This is a genomic window from Psychromonas sp. SR45-3, from assembly GCF_014163575.1.
Lineage (GTDB): Bacteria > Pseudomonadota > Gammaproteobacteria > Enterobacterales > Psychromonadaceae > Psychromonas > Psychromonas arctica.
In genome coordinates this window covers 85433-101269 of sequence record NZ_JACJDP010000008.1, presented here as the reverse complement: position 1 = coordinate 101269, position 15837 = coordinate 85433, and the positions used below count along the sequence as shown (strand labels likewise).

General features: G+C 41.5%; 20 protein-coding genes. All 20 read left to right on the top strand.

Annotated features, from left to right (window positions below):
- The first annotated feature begins 27 nt into the window (after positions 1–27).
- The 20 genes from H5084_RS06825 to H5084_RS06735 all read left to right on the top strand — a co-directional run bounded on the left by H5084_RS06825 (position 28) and on the right by H5084_RS06735 (position 15727).
- Entirely contained in the window at positions 28–1161 is a 1134-nt protein-coding gene (locus tag H5084_RS06825; protein WP_182689992.1) for a DUF2586 domain-containing protein, read from the top strand.
- Positions 1162–1164: 3 nt separating this feature from the next.
- Positions 1165–1617 carry a phage protein gene (locus H5084_RS06820; protein ID WP_182689991.1) on the top strand — a complete coding sequence of 151 codons (453 nt, stop codon included), beginning with the start codon at positions 1165–1167 and terminating at the stop codon, positions 1615–1617.
- A gap of 2 nt (positions 1618–1619) precedes the next feature.
- The gene (locus tag H5084_RS06815) at positions 1620–1832 is read left to right on the top strand and encodes a TraR/DksA C4-type zinc finger protein (RefSeq protein ID WP_182689990.1); all 213 of its coding nucleotides are present in this window, start codon (positions 1620–1622) and stop codon (positions 1830–1832) included.
- Complete coding sequence (locus H5084_RS06810) at positions 1829–2251, top strand: DUF5675 family protein (protein ID WP_182689989.1); 423 nt, start codon at positions 1829–1831, stop codon at positions 2249–2251. Before H5084_RS06815 ends, H5084_RS06810 begins: the two co-directional genes overlap by 4 nt.
- A gap of 2 nt (positions 2252–2253) precedes the next feature.
- Positions 2254–2838, top strand: coding sequence for a 3TM-type holin (locus tag H5084_RS06805; RefSeq protein WP_182689988.1), 585 nt, complete (start codon positions 2254–2256; stop codon positions 2836–2838).
- Between the two features lies 1 nt (position 2839).
- On the top strand, positions 2840–3079 hold the full coding sequence (locus tag H5084_RS06800; RefSeq protein ID WP_182689987.1) for a hypothetical protein: 240 nt from the start codon (positions 2840–2842) through the stop codon (positions 3077–3079).
- Positions 3076–3354 carry a putative phage tail assembly chaperone gene (locus H5084_RS06795; protein WP_182689986.1) on the top strand — a complete coding sequence of 93 codons (279 nt, stop codon included), beginning with the start codon at positions 3076–3078 and terminating at the stop codon, positions 3352–3354. The genes H5084_RS06800 and H5084_RS06795 overlap by 4 nt, the downstream gene beginning before the upstream one ends.
- A 44-nt stretch (positions 3355–3398) precedes the next feature.
- Positions 3399–3539 (top strand): DUF6890 family protein, encoded by a 141-nt coding sequence (locus tag H5084_RS20040; RefSeq protein ID WP_409077629.1) that lies wholly within the window; start codon positions 3399–3401, stop codon positions 3537–3539.
- Complete coding sequence (locus H5084_RS06790; RefSeq protein ID WP_220485912.1) at positions 3536–5479, top strand: phage tail tape measure protein; 1944 nt, start codon at positions 3536–3538, stop codon at positions 5477–5479. Before H5084_RS20040 ends, H5084_RS06790 begins: the two co-directional genes overlap by 4 nt.
- Complete coding sequence (locus H5084_RS06785) at positions 5469–5792, top strand: DUF2590 family protein (RefSeq protein ID WP_182689985.1); 324 nt, start codon at positions 5469–5471, stop codon at positions 5790–5792. The genes H5084_RS06790 and H5084_RS06785 overlap by 11 nt, the downstream gene beginning before the upstream one ends.
- Positions 5789–6988 carry a baseplate J/gp47 family protein gene (locus H5084_RS06780; protein ID WP_182689984.1) on the top strand — a complete coding sequence of 400 codons (1200 nt, stop codon included), beginning with the start codon at positions 5789–5791 and terminating at the stop codon, positions 6986–6988. Before H5084_RS06785 ends, H5084_RS06780 begins: the two co-directional genes overlap by 4 nt.
- The gene (locus tag H5084_RS06775) at positions 6988–7623 is read left to right on the top strand and encodes a phage tail protein (RefSeq protein WP_182689983.1); all 636 of its coding nucleotides are present in this window, start codon (positions 6988–6990) and stop codon (positions 7621–7623) included. Before H5084_RS06780 ends, H5084_RS06775 begins: the two co-directional genes overlap by 1 nt.
- A 16-nt stretch (positions 7624–7639) precedes the next feature.
- A complete protein-coding gene (locus H5084_RS06770; RefSeq protein WP_182689982.1) occupies positions 7640–9259 on the top strand; it encodes a phage tail protein in 1620 nt (539 codons plus the stop codon).
- Between the two features lie 9 nt (positions 9260–9268).
- Entirely contained in the window at positions 9269–9949 is a 681-nt protein-coding gene (locus H5084_RS06765; RefSeq protein ID WP_182689981.1) for a DUF4376 domain-containing protein, read from the top strand.
- Complete coding sequence (locus tag H5084_RS06760; protein WP_182689980.1) at positions 9949–10833, top strand: hypothetical protein; 885 nt, start codon at positions 9949–9951, stop codon at positions 10831–10833. Before H5084_RS06765 ends, H5084_RS06760 begins: the two co-directional genes overlap by 1 nt.
- Positions 10827–11300, top strand: a complete 474-nt coding sequence (locus tag H5084_RS06755) for a DNA-binding protein (protein ID WP_182689979.1) — start codon at positions 10827–10829, stop codon at positions 11298–11300. Before H5084_RS06760 ends, H5084_RS06755 begins: the two co-directional genes overlap by 7 nt.
- A complete protein-coding gene (locus H5084_RS06750) occupies positions 11297–12955 on the top strand; it encodes a hypothetical protein (protein ID WP_182689978.1) in 1659 nt (552 codons plus the stop codon). Before H5084_RS06755 ends, H5084_RS06750 begins: the two co-directional genes overlap by 4 nt.
- 3 nt (positions 12956–12958) lie before the next feature.
- Complete coding sequence (locus tag H5084_RS06745) at positions 12959–13132, top strand: hypothetical protein (protein ID WP_182689977.1); 174 nt, start codon at positions 12959–12961, stop codon at positions 13130–13132.
- A 310-nt stretch (positions 13133–13442) separates the two neighbouring features.
- Positions 13443–14699 (top strand): integrase domain-containing protein, encoded by a 1257-nt coding sequence (locus H5084_RS06740; protein ID WP_182689976.1) that lies wholly within the window; start codon positions 13443–13445, stop codon positions 14697–14699.
- A 257-nt stretch (positions 14700–14956) separates the two neighbouring features.
- On the top strand, positions 14957–15727 hold the full coding sequence (locus tag H5084_RS06735) for a hypothetical protein (protein ID WP_182689975.1): 771 nt from the start codon (positions 14957–14959) through the stop codon (positions 15725–15727).
- Positions 15728–15837: the final 110 nt, after the last annotated feature.

Here is a 15837-nt window from a genome sequence, read left to right as displayed (position 1 = left end):
ATCACATAAAATAAAAGAGGTAGCAGCATGGCATTCCCAACGGTCATTATTAACATTTTAAACATGATGAGAGGCAGCATTCCTGCTGTTGAGTTTCATTTTCTTTATGTCGGTTACGGGACCGTGCCAGATGGTGCAGAGCGTAACTTGATCATAGTAGATAACACCTCAAATTTAGATGACGTGTTATCAGATGCAGATGCATCACTACTAAGGACCATGCAAGCCGCCCAATTAAATGGTAAGCAAAGTTGGACCGCAGGTGTCATGATCTTAAAAGAAGGTGATGATTGGCAAGATGCAATCAACAAAGCAAACGAAACATCAAGCTTTGAAGCCACTGTGTTAAATTTCCCTGCAGTCGATAAAACATTACTCGAATCTGCTATTGCACTGCGCCATGAGCTAAAAGCAAAACTAGGCCGTGAAACCTTTGTAATCTGTACCACGCCAGCCATTGATGCAACGGCAGTAACAGGCCAAACATGGGCTGATTATTTAGCCGATACCGCCGCGATTCAGGACAGCGTAGCCAGTGAATACATCACAGTGGCACCGCAACTGCACCTAAACAATTCAACAGTGGGCATCTACGCAGGCCGACTCGCTAACCAAGAAGTATCAATTGCCGATTCACCTGCCCGTGTAAAAACAGGTAGCGTATTAGGCTCAACAGACTTAGCCGTAGACATGGACGGAAAACCCCTACAACTCGCCTACTTAAAAGCGCTAGAAACAAATCGCTATGCCGTGCCAATGTGGTTCCCTGATTATCCTGGTCAATACTGGACAACTGGCCGAACGCTTGATGTGCCAGGTGGTGACTATCAAGACATTCGACACATTCGCGTAGCAATGAAAGCCGCACGTAAAGTTCGTATTCGAGCGATTGCACGTATTGCTGACCGTGAATTAAATTCAACGCCCGGTAGCATTGCATCAGCAAAACTCTATTTCACTCAAGATTTACGCGAAATGGCGATCACTAAATTGATCGGTGATTATGAATTCCCCGGTGAAATTTACCCGCCAGAAGATGACGACATAGTGATCACATGGGTGAACAGTGAAGAAGTTGAAATCTTACTAGCGGTTCAGCCATACGACTGCCCTTCGAAAATAACGGTCGGCATCATGTTAAATCAAAAAACAGGAGCATAAACAATGAGTGCTAAATTCTCAGGGCGTAACTTTGACGTCACTATTTTAGGGGTGATGGTGCATGTTAAATCAGCAAGCGCCACCATTAACGATGAAACGGCCGTAGCAAAATCGCGTGGTGTAACAGATGGCTACACAGATGGCAGTGTGACCTGTGATGTTGAATATGAAGTTGATTTAAGTAACTTCAAAAAGTTACAACAAAAAGCACGTGAAGCGGGTTCATGGCGCGGTGTCGAACCATTTGATTGCATGTTTTATGCAAACAACGGCCAAGATGAAGACAAAATCGAGCTATATGGAGTCAAACTATTAATTGCAGATCTAATCGCATTGGACCCAGACAGTGCAGACAAAACAACCCGTAAATTAAAAGGCTTTGTCACATCGCCAAACTTCGTAAAAATAAACGGCATCCCATACTTAAGCGCAGACGATACGCGCGGATTGGTGTAATCATGGACGCCTTTGACCGAGTAAGTGAACTGGAAACGCGCCAACGACAAATGGCGCTATCAAACCACTTTAAAGCAAATCAAAGCAAATTAGTGGTCAGTGAAACCCATTGTGTTGAGTGTGGAACCGAAATACCGGAAGCACGACAAAAAGCGGTCAAAGGCTGTCAGCATTGCGTTCACTGTAAATCGTTATCAGAACGGGGAAAGCTATGAAACATTTTATTTTAAAACGTCGATACTTTGAAGAGGGCACATTCTCAACGTTGCACCGCGCAGATGGTAGCAAAGTGTGTTGTGTTGTAGAGCGCGAATGGAAAAACAATAAGCCATTTAACTCGTGCGTGCCAGAGGGTGATTATTTATTAGTTCCTAATAACTCACCAAAATACGGGAAAGGATACGCCATGGTGGCCCCAACTTTAGGAGTTACAGTTGACGGGCCAAGCATTAGAACAGCATGTTTATGGCATATAGCAAATGTCCCAAGTGAATTGTTGGGGTGTGCGGCTCCAGGTTTAAGTTTTGGTTATGTCAAAGGCCAATGGGGTGTCGTTAGTTCAGGCGTTGCATTCACCGCATTAATGAAAGAGCTGGGCGGCGAACCTGCACAACTCACCATAGTGAAGGACTAATTATGTGGGATAACGTAAAAAATATTTTAGGTACCGCCGCGCCGATTATCGGCACATTAATCGGTGGCCCAGCAGGAACAGCCGTGGGCAGTTTGGTGGCCAGTGCGCTAGGGGTTGAAAATACGCCACAGGCCATTGAACAAGAGCTGAAAAATAATCCAGAAGCCTTGGTCAAACTGAAGCAACTTGAATTTGAAAATCAAGTACAGCTTAAAAAAATTGCATTTGAACATGCATCACTTGAAAGCGAAGAACGCAAATTAGCAGTGGTGCAACAAAATGCCACCATGCAAGCTGAACTCGCCAGTAATGATCCATGGGTTCGTCGTTGGCGACCGACTTTTGGTTATGCAGTGTGCGCGGCTTGGTGCTTATTATTCTTCGGCCTCGCTTACGCCATGGTAGTTCACCCAACTGTAGCCGCTGAATTAGTCGGTAGCGTGGTGGCCTTAACACCCTTGTTCGGTATTGCGCTGAGTGTGTTGGGTATCAGTATTCACAAGCGTTCAGTGGATAAACAAGTGCAAGCAGGTAAAGAGCCCGTGGGCATCGTTGCAGGATTGAAAAAAACAATAAAAGGCGGCTGATATGGATGCAAGCTGGTTAAGTTCATTAGTAGCACTCGCGGCATTACTTGTCGCAATAGTAGGCATGTTAGTCGGACATTTTTTTAAATTGTCCAGTGCATTATCAAACCACAAAACCCACGTAGCTGAAAACTACGTGACAAAAGATGAATTCAAAGCCCATGCAGAGCGATTAGAACGCCAAATGGAAACAGGGTTCAACCGAATTTACGACACATTAAACAAAAGAGAGACACCATGAAGAAATCAGCAGTAGCAAAAGCAATTGTCCTAACCATCGGCGCAACTGACTTTACATTTTCACCAACCGTTGCAGACCACAACAACTACACCAACGACCTAATGCCAGATAATAAAATTGCACCGGCCCATACGTTCTTATCACGAACAGTAGCGCCAGAGCAAAAAGAAGCATTGGTTGAATTGCTCGATACCGTGCCAGGTCTAGTGATGGAAGTATTCATGGAAATTAACAAAGCGTCGCGAGGTGGGCTGAAAGTCGCGCTAAAAAACTAAATAACAGGGTCAAGGCCATTGAGAAAAACAGCTTTGAGCAAGCTTTGATCCTGCGTCGTCATCTTTTACCAAATGAGAATGACGAGATTGAAAATCTAGCCAGCGCATTATGGCTAGACAATCATTTGTACGAACGCCAAGAGATAGCCGTTGCCAACGCCATAGGGAAGTTATTTAAAAAATGAGTACGATAACTGACAGACTAATGATGCACATCGGTGTAATTGACCAAGTCACACGACCATTGCGAGGCATCACCTCACAAATGCAAACCACCATGGATGCAGGCCGTAGAGGTATGTCAAATATGGTGACAGGGGGAGCTGGGTTAGTTGCATCAGGGTTGGCAATACAATCGGCATTAATGCCCGCTATCGAAATGGATAGAAAAATGGGCGAGGTAGCATCATTAGGCGTAACCGATGACGCCCTTAAACAACTGCAAAATACCGCGTTAGAATTTTCAGCAGAATATGGGAAATCAGCCACCGACTTTGTGGCCGCATCTTATGATATTCAATCTGCTATTGCAGGGTTAGATGGCAACGAGTTATCACAATTCACCAAAGCATCAGGCGTACTAGCAGCCGCAACTAAAGCCGACACAGGAACAATCACAAACTACATGGGCACCATGTACGGCATCTTTAAAAACCAAGCTAATGATATGGGCAAAGGTGAATGGGTCGAACAAGTGGCAGGCATGACAGCAAGCGCCGTGCAAATGTTTAAAACTACCGGTTCAGAAATGAGCAGTGCATTTACCAGTATTGGTGCAGAGGCAACATCATTTGGTATTGGCATGAATGAACAAATGGCGATCCTTGGTACCTTGCAAGCAACTATGTCAGGTAGCGAAGCTGGTACAAAATACCGTGCCTTTTTAAATGGAGCGGCTAAAGCACAAGACGCACTAAATTTAAGTTTTACTGATAGTCAGGGGCAAATGTTGCCAATGATTGAGATTTTAGAACAATTAAAAGGGCGATATGGTGACACCATTGATGTAGCTGAATCAGCCGAGTTAGCCAAAGCCTTTGGCACCAAAGAAGCCACAGGCATGATAAAACTACTTATGGCTGATACTGACGGGTTAGCGCAAAGCATTGAAACGTTAGGCCAAACGCAAGGCATGGGAAAAGCTGAGGAAATGGCATCAAAAATGACCGACCAATGGGAAAGAATGGAAGCGACCTTTTTTGCAGTGAGAGCCGCAGTATTTGGAGCTATATTGCCAGCAATAAATGCAGTTGTTGGGACAATGGCCGATGGGCTAATGACTGTTGTTGGATGGGTTCAAGAGTTCCCATTGTTAGGTGAGGTACTAGGATGGGTAGCCGTTGGGGTCGCTTCTTTGACTGGGCTTGTTGGCGCTTTAACGTTAGCAAGCGGGTTAGCAACTGTAACACTGTCAGGACTTGCAATAGCTTTTTCAGTATTAACGGGGCCAGTTCTCCTAGGCGTTGCTGTTATTGCAGGCGCTGTAACTGCAATTTGGTCTTACTGGGACAGAGTAAGTGCCTTTGTTGGCGGTTTCATTGATGCCTTTGTAAGGGCTTCAGGTGTTTCCGTTTTGTTTTATCCTTTGATCGACGCTTTTAAAGTTATTGGCGATTTAGTTTCTTGGGCATTTGGGTGGATATCTTCATTTTTACCTGCAATGAATGCAACAGGTGACGCGCTTAATAATGCCGCAAGTGCGGGTGAATTATTTGGCGGGATCGTCGGTGGTGCTTTTAGCGCAATAATCTATCCAATAAAGAAAGTATTAAGTGCAATTGATTGGTTGTTAGATAAGTTGAACCTCATTCCCGGTGTTTCAATTGATGTAGGCACTGAGTTTTCAGAGCTTGATAAAATGACTGCAAATATGGCAGTTGCTCCAGAGGTGAGTGGCGGTTGGTCGAGTTCATACAACAAAACATCAGACGCAGGCTCTGCAATGTTCCCGTATAAACAGCCACAAAATAAAGCGAGTTTACCACCGGGCATGGTAGCGAACGCGACGACGGTCAATAAGCAACAGGCAGGAAATAACAGAACATACGGTGATATAACGGTTAATACAACCGCACCATTCTCGCTTGATTATTTAGAAGAGGCGTCTGAATTCAATGCCGGATAAAAAATATATCGATATTAAAGTAGTTGATGGCGGTTGGGATATTGACGCAGGCCAACAGCCACAAGAATGCAGTGATTTATACAGCATCGCGCAAGATATAAAACACAGCATCATGGAATCAGGGTTAGCACGCGAATTAATCGCAGAGCGTAACGCCGCATTGCGATCTGATGTATTGGTACAAATAGAACAATTAGCCGAGCAAGATGTGCGAATCATCCCCGGCAGTGCAACAGCAACCGAGCTAACAGCAGGACAAATAACGCTGACAGCAGAGGCCTATGAATTTGGTGAACTAGAGGTAAATGCATGAGCAATAGACCAAACGCAGACTTTGAAAGCATTCTTTCAGAATCAAACATACCAACTACCGAAGCTGAATTAGAAATTAAACTAAAAGAACAGGTGGTTGCGGCAGGCAGTAAAGTATCAAATGACTCTGAAATGTCACCGTTTTGGCGTTGGGTGCGTGCTGCGGTTATCGTGCCTACCATCTGGTTAATTAAAACTCTATTAGCGGGTTACGTTCTACCTAATATGTTTATTGCAACCGCCGAACGTTGGGCATTAGAGCTAAAAGCATGGGAGCTGAACGTAACCGTAAAAGCCGCAGTAAAAACACAAGGCTTAATCACATTAACCAAAGCCACCGCAAGTGATGAAGTGACCATTGCCAAAGGCGCTATCATTCAAACATTGCCCATTGATGGCGTAACTTATCAATTGCAAGTATTGGCTGATACAGTGATCGCCATTGGTGATGAAACAGGAAAAGTATTGGTCGAAGCCATGACCGCAGGATTAGCTTATAACCTGCCTGCCGGTTACTTTAATATTTTACCCGTGGAACTACCGGGGATTACTGCGGCTGTCAATGAACCAGATTGGATAACAACATCAGGTGCAAATGAAGAAACCGACGAAGAGTTAGCATTGCGCTTACAAAATGCATTTACAAGTTCAGGCAGTTGGCACATTGATGATGCATATCGTGCAATTATTGCCAGTGTGGCTGGCATTCGTAGTGATAATATATTTTTTGAGAATACAGGAAATATTTCACCTGGTACCGCAAACGCTTATATCGTCATGGAAGTAGGTGAAACGCCACAAAGTTTAATCGATGAACTTAACGCACATATTACTGAAGATGACCATCACGGCCATGGCGATGTGCTGACTTGTTTAGCAATAGCAGATCAAAGCTATGATGTATCAGCCGAAGCCGTATTAGCCGACAACATGACCCAAGAAAAAATAGATACCACCTTATTAGAAATAGAAAACAGAATTAGAGCGGCATTCAGAGAAACAGAAGCCTTTGACGAAATGACCAGAGCAAAACCTAAAAGCCGTTTTAGCGTGTCAAAAATGGCCAGTGAAATTCACAGCAACATGGTGACCGTTAAATCAATAAAGATAAGCATCGATGGTGTGATCCAAGAAGATATTGTCAGCGCGTTAGTTCAACCAAGAATTAACACACTGGTCGTGAGTGAGGAAAGTTAATGCCAGATAAAATACCAGAACAGCCAACCACCGTTGTGCCGTGGTGGCAAGATGGAAGCACAACCAGTGACACCATCAAAGAACCCTATTATTTATCAAAAGGTGTGAGCGCTTTTTTCTCATTAATAAAAGGGTGGTTACTGTTTCCCCTTCAACAATCAGATCCACTGACTTGCAGTGAATCATTGCTTGATGTGATGGCGTGGGATAGAGATATCACTCGTTTTAAAAATGAATCGTTAGGGCTCTATCGTAAGCGCGTTAAATACGCCGCCCTTAATGCAAAAGATTCAGGCAGTGTCGCAGGGTTTAAGCGAATATTTGAGCGGTTAGGTATTGCCATTGTCTCGTTTAAAGAGCGCCAAAGTGAAGAGTGGGACGTTTGTACCATTGAGTTAACTGATAACGATATCTCAAAAAATAGCGCACTGTTGCAAACACTCATAGAGCAGTATGGCCGAACCTGTAGGCGTTATCGGTTTGAAGTTATCTTCCCAACTTTTGCTTATTTGGCCGCAGTGGAGTTTTCACACTCACATGCCATGTTTGTGGCACGAACGTCAGCAGTATGTGAAACCACTGTATTGACCGAGAGAATAAATCATCAACAACAAGTATTTGTCGCCTTTTTATAGGCAAGGAGCATAACCAATGAGTCAAACAGTAATACCACTGCAATTTGAACAATATTTGCAAGAAAAAATTAATGCCGGTTATGGTCCCGACATGAACGAAATGATTTTTGCATATATACCAGGATTAGATTTAGCCGCACCGATTGATCGCACAACCGGATTACCAGACCCATCAACATGGGTGCATAAACAAAGCGTTGATCAGGTTGGAAAAGTCGGTGAAAGCGCGTTAGCATATTCAGTTGTGATCCCATCATCTGTTGCTGAATTTACATTTAACGCTATTTACCTACATGATAAAAATGTGGTTAATTCATGTGGCGTTATTGTGCATAAAATTAGTGAAACAAAAGAGGATGGAATGTCATCAACTAAATCACTACTGCAAGCATATTCAGGTGCAGCGGAATTAACAGGTATAACGGTTGATGCCGAAACATGGCAAATAGACTATCAGGCTAGATTGAACGGAATAGATGACGATCATAGATTAGGTTGTTTAGATAGCTACGGAGAAGCAGCAGTTATAGACGGGTTTAAAGTGAGCAAGCAGACGGTACAAAATAAATATTTGATAACAGCAGGGACGGCCTATGTGGGTGGACTAAGAGCAGTTACAGAAGATGATATTGTTCAAACCATTACCAATAAACCAAGTGATATTTACATTGATGTATATCGCGCGGGGTCTGCACTATCTAGTTATATTAATAACGTATCAATATTTACATCTCAAACAGCAGAGAGTAATTATATTGATGCAGGTGGTAACAAACATTATGTCGAAAAAATTGCAACGATTAATGCAGATGGCAGTGTCACAGATAAAACTACATTAAAAACGGGCGCGTTAGAGCGTGCGGATAATGCTGCGACAGAAGATGATATTAACAATGAAGAAACAAATTTAAAACATGTGAAATTAAACCAATTTTGGAATGGTATTGAGAAAAAAATAGCAGAGTCTGCATTGTTTTCTCAGGGATTGCCGTGGGATAAAAACCGGATTTACAAAACAGGAGAAATATGCACTATTGAACAAAATGGTGAAATACAAATAATGCAGATGTATGCAGGGCCAAACTTAACCTGTGTTAACAAAGACCCTGCTATTTTGACTAATCGACATGAGCAGTGGCAAGACGCTACTGCCCCATTCTGGTGGATACCTTATACTGGCACAGAGGTAGGCATGCCATTTTGGTGGTTAAGTACAGCACCACCAGAAACGGCAATCATGGAGCTAAATGTAAATTTACCAACGGCCGTATATTGGCGCTTAGCGAGAAAATATCCAGAATTGGTCAATGGTAACTTTATCAATACGGGTGAAATTAGAGGTGAGTTTTTACGGGTGCTAGATCAAGGGCGTGGTGTAGATGTAAATCGCAGGGTAGGTTCTTGGCAGGATCACCAGTTTCAAAAGCACAAGCACGATATTCACGGCGAATCCGGCGGAGCAAATAACATTGTTGCGTTTCAAGATACTAATAATGACTCAGGTATAACTTACCCCTATAGCAATGTAGAAAGTCGCGGGGATTCTTACATCCATGTAGGGAATCCAAATACAGGCAGTTATGGTGAAGAAACACGCCCTAGAAACGTCGCACGCGCCATGGCCATTACAATTTAGGAGTTAATAATGTTAAACATAATCTATTACCCAGTGAATATCGCAACAAAAGAAGTATCAAGTGTCGGGTTGATAGCAGAGCATCGCGGTGGAGTATTGCATATTCCTGAGAACGTGTTGAAAACAAAGCCACTTCCTGAAAAAGAGGGGTTTTCATGTATTGCGTTGAATGATTTTTCAGGATGTGAATACATAGCTGATTTTAGAGGGAAAACAATTTATCAAACAGAAAGCCCTCAAAAAACAAAAAAAGTAACAGAGCTAGGAGAAATAGAAAACGGCTATACATTAGAAGAACCATTAAACTATTCGATATGGGATGGTGAGCACTGGGTACAAAAAATAGAGTTAATAAAAACAGCAAAAAAACAAGCAGTAACAGCGTGGCGTGATCAACAAGAAAGCGCAACAGACACAAAAGTAACTGTTGATGGTGTGACATGGGATGCAAACCCAGAATCAAGAACCCGATTAACTGGCGCACTATCAGCAACAAATTTGCCGGATTATTGGACGGATGCCGATAATAATGACCAACCAATAACACGAGAAACGCTGCAAAAAGTGAATGACGAAATCACCGCATTAGGGTTCGTTATACACGCAAGACAACGACAAATGAAAAAAGAAATAGAAAATCTAACGCAATTCGATGACGTAGAAAACTATGTAATTGGTTGGGCGAACTAATGCAAAAATCCGCACTATCATGGCCAAGTGCCGCGCAAGCAATACAAACTAGCGCCGAGTCGGTAACCGATTCGGTTGATAGTGCAATGACCAATGCCGTAGCAAAACTAACCGCCATTGAAAGCGAAGCAAACTACAGCCGTCATCCATTAAGCAGTGAAGCCGAAAGTTTATTAGGCCTACGTGCCGAACTCAATGCGCTGTTAAATCAAGGGCAAGTATTAACCGCCTCGCCCTATCAATTCCAAGTGGGCAATAAACAAGCATCAGGTAGCTATTTAAATCCACAAACCGCGCTTAAAATACTGGCCTCAAAAATGCGCGACCAAGTTGATAAAAACAGACCAACGGGCACAATCAACGCCATTGTTGTGATGGTTACTGAATCACAAATAAAACGCTTTGCAGATTCAATGAATAGCATTACCGCTGTTTTAACATTGCCAGACTGGTGCCAAGTGGCGAGACAGGCCACTGCATTATCAACAAATGGAGTTGATAAATTGCATCAATCGGCATCAATCATACAACCGAGATTTAAACCACAAGCACACTTAAATGCTCAGCCGTTGCGTGAACTGTTAAAACAACAAGGGGCGCAACTGGCCACGCTTGAATCATTAGCCAATGACAAAACCAACGTGATCGGTAAGTTACAAGCATTAGCCGCAAAACGTGCCAATAAATTAAACCAAATAAGCACTGCAATGAATGCGTTAAAATCATTAAATGGTAGTGTTTATAGTCTGTCGATAAGTGGTTCACCTGAAAGTATTGCATCACAACTATTGCAAGCATCAGCGCCCAATAACAACCAATACACAGTGGCAAGCTTATTACTAAGCGAACAGCCGTTAACATTTTTTGAGGATTTACTATGCTGAGTTTAAATGGTGAAGTGATCAAACTAAACGGTATGACCGTTGCCATGTCGATGGAGTTAAAAGACCAAGACATGAGTGGCCAATCATCAGCAACCGACGTGGCAGAACAGGGCGACAAAGGAAAAAAGCTATCCTTTGCCGGCACAGTGCCGTTTAAATCAGTGGACACATTAACCAAACTTTATCAACTCGCATCAGCAAAAGACGACAGTGACAACCGCCAAGTTTACCGCGTGGGTAATGACCTAGCTAAAGCCTTAAAAATTCGTGAAGCCAAGTTTACGAATAACATCAATGCTACCGAACACGCAACACTATTGGCGTGGAATGTCACGTTTGAGCTAAGAGAGCATAATGGGGTGGCAGAACAAAAAGAAAACAGACTCAAAGCAACTACCAAGCCAGAGCAAAAACAAAACACCCGCCATCAACAAGCACTGATTGATGCAGAGCAGGCGGGAATATGAAACTAAACAAACGGCTATACATTAATAACCAAGATGCAAAACTCGCAGAACATCGAGTTAGCCTAAAATTATCATTGGGTAGCGTGGCTATTTTTACCCTGTCAGATGAACTGGTGATTGAAAAAAATCAAGCAGTACGCTTTGATATCGGCTACCAACAAAACATGAAACCATTTTTTGAAGGCTATATTGAAAAAATACAGCCTGCAGAAAATGGCCACATCAAAATTACTGCAAAAGAAAACACAGGAATATTAAGCCACCGCTGGCCAGTTAGTGCAGAACACCCAACCATGCGTGATGTGTTAGCATTATTATCTGATAAAACAGGGTTGGAATTTGTATTGCCAAAAGATGCAGATTACACCGATAGAAAAATACCTAACTTCGTCTGCCAAGGAACAGGCTACCAATGCTTACAGCAAATAGGGCGCGCATTTGAAATAAACGATCTCGTTTGGTTTCAGCATACCGACCAAACCGTGCACATCAGTAGTTATCAAGATTGCCGATTTTATAATAAACCGGTCAACATTCCGCTGGACTTATCATCAAGGTTGAAAGGCGATAACATGACCTTTGCCCCGTTCCCGATGTTGCGACCGGGGGCGCTAATTAAAGATGATAAGCTGACAGAGAAAAGAATTATCCGTTTAGATTTAATGGGCGATGAAATGACCGCCTATTGGGAAACCGATAAAAACAGCGTACCGGCTAAAAAACGAGAAATATTAAATTACTTCCCTGAACTGGCCACGGCTAATCACCTACCCAAATTAGGGCGAGTTGAAGCAGTGCGCGATAATGCCCAAGCAGGACAAACAGCCGATCCGTTTCGCCCTCGTTATTCGGTGGACGTTCAGCTATTAGATGAAAACCTAAATGCAGATACAAATGTGCCAGTTTATCGTTCCATCCCAATGCCTAATACCATGGCAGGCAGTGAATCAGGATTATTAGCCTACCCACTTGAAGGAACATTCGTTGAAATCGCATTTGCTTATGGCCGTAACGATTTACCAATTCTTCGCGGTGTTTATGGACGTGATTATGCATTGCCATCAATCGCACCAGGTGAACAACTGCAACAACAACGTGATGCAGTCAGCCAACGCATCGATGCCGCAGGAAACAACACCGAACAAACAGACCAAACACAAACAAAACGTGCATTTGAACAGCACGACCAAGCCGATAACTACCAAGGCGAATTTGGAAAGCATCGATTAATTGTTGATGAACACAGCATTGAAGAGATTGTGGGTAAAAAAGTCATTGAGGCACTAGGTGCTATCGACCTATTATCAGGTGATGATTTGGTATTGGGCTCACTAGGTAACATGCAAGTATCAACAGCTGGCGAACTAATAACAACAGTCGGTAAATTAAGAACAACTATCATCACATTAGATGACAAACTAAAAGTGCTACAAAACAGAATACAAACAATCGAAAAAGACGACACACTAACAGTCAACGGAAAGCAGACAATCGCAATAACCAAAGACCAAATAATTACCGCAAAAAATATAACGCAAGATGCGGACACAATTAAATTGAATGGTGGTACAGGCGTGATCACATGCCAAAGCATTTGCCCGTTCACAGGTAAACCACATGTGGATGGTTCAACCACCGTTTTTGCAGGAAAATAAACTATGGCATTATCACAGAATTCATTAGAATCAAAACTAGAAACGGAATTGACAGCCCAAGGGTTCGTATTAAGCGGTGAGTTCGCAATGGCAAGCAAACTAGCCACAGCCATTGCAAACGCAGTCGTCGATGAAATAAAACAAAATGCGCAAGTGAACGCCAACAAAGTGGAATAGTTAAAAAAAAGTGTCCATAAACTGTCCACAGTGGTGGTATTAGGGCGCATACAGTGGCACACTGTGACGCACTAAAGCCTTGAGTACCTTAGTAAGTGGTTGTTTTGTAATGTTGGGTGTGGGTTCGACTCCCCCCATCTCCACCACATCAAGGTCTTAAGAAGACCGCTAAAGACCCGCAACGCCCATAACCAAAGGCATTGCGGGTTTTTTTATGTCTATAGGGTTCGAGAGAGACTGCTGACATCTAGTATTTTAACTAGTACTATATCTAGTATCGTAACAATTCAACAAAAGGCGGTACTAGATAATGGCAAGAACAACACCCTTAACCAATACTGAAGTTAAGCAAGCTAAACCCACGATGAAAGACGGTAAGTTGATCGCCAAGAAGCTTTCTGATGGTGATGGTCTCCAAATTAAAATATCCCCTAATGGCACAAAAAGTTGGATTTTAAATTTCAAATGTCCATATACCAAAAAAATGACTTCAATGAGTTTTGGACTATACCCAGCAATATCATTAGCAGATGCTCGAAGATTAAGAACATCTGCAAGAGATCTTTTAGCTCAAGGTTTAAATCCCAAGAATGAAAAAGATTCAAAACAACAATTAGAAGAAGAAAAAAATAGTAATACCTTCAAATTGACAGCTATTAACTGGTTTGAAGTAAAAAAAACTAAAGTAAGCCAAAATTATGCGATAGATATTTGGCGTTCTCTAGAGCTTCACGTTTTTCCTAAGTTAGGGAATGTGCCATTAAATAAATTAGTAGCACCAAAAGTTATTGATGTGATACGTCCTGTTAGCGCAAAAGGCAGTTTAGAAACAGTGAGGCGATTATGTCAAAGGATTAATGAAGTAATGGTTTTCGCAGTTAACACAGGTTTGCTTAATAGTAATCCATTAGCTGGCATTAATAAGGCGTTTGAAGTGCCTAAGAAAAAACATATGCCTACACTTAAACCAAATGAATTACCCGATTTAATGCTAGCCCTAAACACGGCCAGTATTAAAATAATTACTCGTTGTTTAATTGAATGGCAATTGCATACTATGTGCAGGCCCAATGAGTCTGCTGGAGCAAGGTGGGAAGAAATTGACTTTGAAACCAGAATTTGGAATATTCCAGCCGAACGTATGAAAATGCACCGACCGCATAGTATTCCTTTGACTGATCAGACTATGGCATTACTTGAATTTATTAAACCTATTAGTGGAAAGCGTGAATTTTTATTTCCAGCTGATCGGAATCCTCGTAAACATGCAAATGAATCAACAGCTAATGTCGCTATAAGTAGAATGGGCTTTAAAGGGCGTTTAGTTGCACATGGACTTCGCGCATTGGCAAGTACTACACTAAATGAACAAGGTTTTGACGGTGATGTTATTGAATCATGCCTTTCTCATGTCGATGCTAATGAAGTACGAAAAGCCTATAACCGCAGTGAATATCTTGAAAGAAGACAAAAAGTGATGGCTTGGTGGAGTAATCATATAGAACAAGCATCAATGGGTAATATGAGTTTAACTAGATCCAAGGGGCTTAAAATCATAAATGGTTAATTCACCTTATTTTTAATCTATTAGCAATATCACCAGTACCAATGATAATAACCTTTATTCCCCATCAACTTCGTAGCCGGTATAGGTAGTTTTTATAGCTATACCGCTTATAAACCATCTATACCAGTTATTAACAGTCAAGTTAAATGATTACTTATATTTTTGATAAAAATTAGTAAATAATCTGTAATTCTGGCTAAATTATGATCTGTATTATTCTTTTAATAATCTTCTATATCTCTAAGAAGGAATGAGAAATGACTAGATCACTTGAATTAGTTGTTAAATTAGCAACTCCAAAGTCTCCAAAGATGAATACTTTAAATAATGGGGCTTTTAGTAATGACTTTTTAGAACGCAATGAGATTTTATCTGAACTCGATCTTTCAAATACAAAGTATCGTTTAGGTATGCTAGTAATAAAGGCAAAGTACTTTGATAATGTTCCTAATAATATAGTTGAGTTACTTGAGCATATTAACAAAAAATTCTTATCTATTGGAGTTGCTGCTAGTAAGGTCGCTTCAATTATTGTAATTAATATGCTCACTAGGACCCCCATACCAAGTCAATATAAAAAAATAGAATCTTTGTACAAAAAATTTGGACCTAAAGCAGAACTTGCTTTGAAAAAACAGATCGAGATTAAAAATCAATTAGACGAACTATATGAAGATAGTTATCAAAGAGAACAGTTGAAGAGTATTCTGAAGTATGAAAAATTAAAGCTTGATCAATTAGCCCGAGAAAAGGCTAAAAGTACGACGCTATGCCCTAAATGCCAGGGTGCAAGTTGTGACTTGTGTACTTCCGGTCACATACGAATAACAATGGACGATGCCTTACAGCTTTTTCATATGTTCAAAATCCCTCTATGTGTAAATTCGTTCTCAATAACATATTGGGAGCCAATTTTATCAATTTTTCGTGAGTTAAGGTGCATGGAAAAAGAGGCTGTACATCAAATGGGCTTAAAGCATAAAAAAATAAATAAGACTAAAGCTAACTATTGTCTTCTAGATTCGTAATTTCCATTTCAACGGGTTTGTACAATATTATAAGCCCGTAAAATTTATTATTACTTTAGCCTCAGTAAATAGTTATTCAATTGATTTACTTTAAGGATTCTAAACTCTCC

Bases quoted from the DNA above. Each gene is read 5' to 3' on its own strand.
- H5084_RS06785 (WP_182689985.1), top strand. From the start codon at position 5,469: ATGCCGGATAAAAAATATATCGATATTAAAGTAGTTGATGGCGGTTGG.
- H5084_RS06770 (WP_182689982.1), top strand. From the start codon at position 7,640: ATGAGTCAAACAGTAATACCACTGCAATTTGAACAATATTTGCAAGAA.
- H5084_RS06775 (WP_182689983.1), top strand. From the start codon at position 6,988: ATGCCAGATAAAATACCAGAACAGCCAACCACCGTTGTGCCGTGGTGG.
- H5084_RS06735 (WP_182689975.1), top strand. From the start codon at position 14,957: ATGACTAGATCACTTGAATTAGTTGTTAAATTAGCAACTCCAAAGTCT.
- H5084_RS06815 (WP_182689990.1), top strand. From the start codon at position 1,620: ATGGACGCCTTTGACCGAGTAAGTGAACTGGAAACGCGCCAACGACAA.
- H5084_RS06825 (WP_182689992.1), top strand. From the start codon at position 28: ATGGCATTCCCAACGGTCATTATTAACATTTTAAACATGATGAGAGGC.
- H5084_RS06740 (WP_182689976.1), top strand. From the start codon at position 13,443: ATGGCAAGAACAACACCCTTAACCAATACTGAAGTTAAGCAAGCTAAA.
- H5084_RS06765 (WP_182689981.1), top strand. From the start codon at position 9,269: ATGTTAAACATAATCTATTACCCAGTGAATATCGCAACAAAAGAAGTA.
- H5084_RS06755 (WP_182689979.1), top strand. From the start codon at position 10,827: ATGCTGAGTTTAAATGGTGAAGTGATCAAACTAAACGGTATGACCGTT.
- H5084_RS06820 (WP_182689991.1), top strand. From the start codon at position 1,165: ATGAGTGCTAAATTCTCAGGGCGTAACTTTGACGTCACTATTTTAGGG.
- H5084_RS06745 (WP_182689977.1), top strand. From the start codon at position 12,959: ATGGCATTATCACAGAATTCATTAGAATCAAAACTAGAAACGGAATTG.
- H5084_RS06780 (WP_182689984.1), top strand. From the start codon at position 5,789: ATGAGCAATAGACCAAACGCAGACTTTGAAAGCATTCTTTCAGAATCA.
- H5084_RS06800 (WP_182689987.1), top strand. From the start codon at position 2,840: ATGGATGCAAGCTGGTTAAGTTCATTAGTAGCACTCGCGGCATTACTT.
- H5084_RS06810 (WP_182689989.1), top strand. From the start codon at position 1,829: ATGAAACATTTTATTTTAAAACGTCGATACTTTGAAGAGGGCACATTC.
- H5084_RS06790 (WP_220485912.1), top strand. From the start codon at position 3,536: ATGAGTACGATAACTGACAGACTAATGATGCACATCGGTGTAATTGAC.
- H5084_RS06760 (WP_182689980.1), top strand. From the start codon at position 9,949: ATGCAAAAATCCGCACTATCATGGCCAAGTGCCGCGCAAGCAATACAA.
- H5084_RS06795 (WP_182689986.1), top strand. From the start codon at position 3,076: ATGAAGAAATCAGCAGTAGCAAAAGCAATTGTCCTAACCATCGGCGCA.
- H5084_RS06750 (WP_182689978.1), top strand. From the start codon at position 11,297: ATGAAACTAAACAAACGGCTATACATTAATAACCAAGATGCAAAACTC.
- H5084_RS06805 (WP_182689988.1), top strand. From the start codon at position 2,254: ATGTGGGATAACGTAAAAAATATTTTAGGTACCGCCGCGCCGATTATC.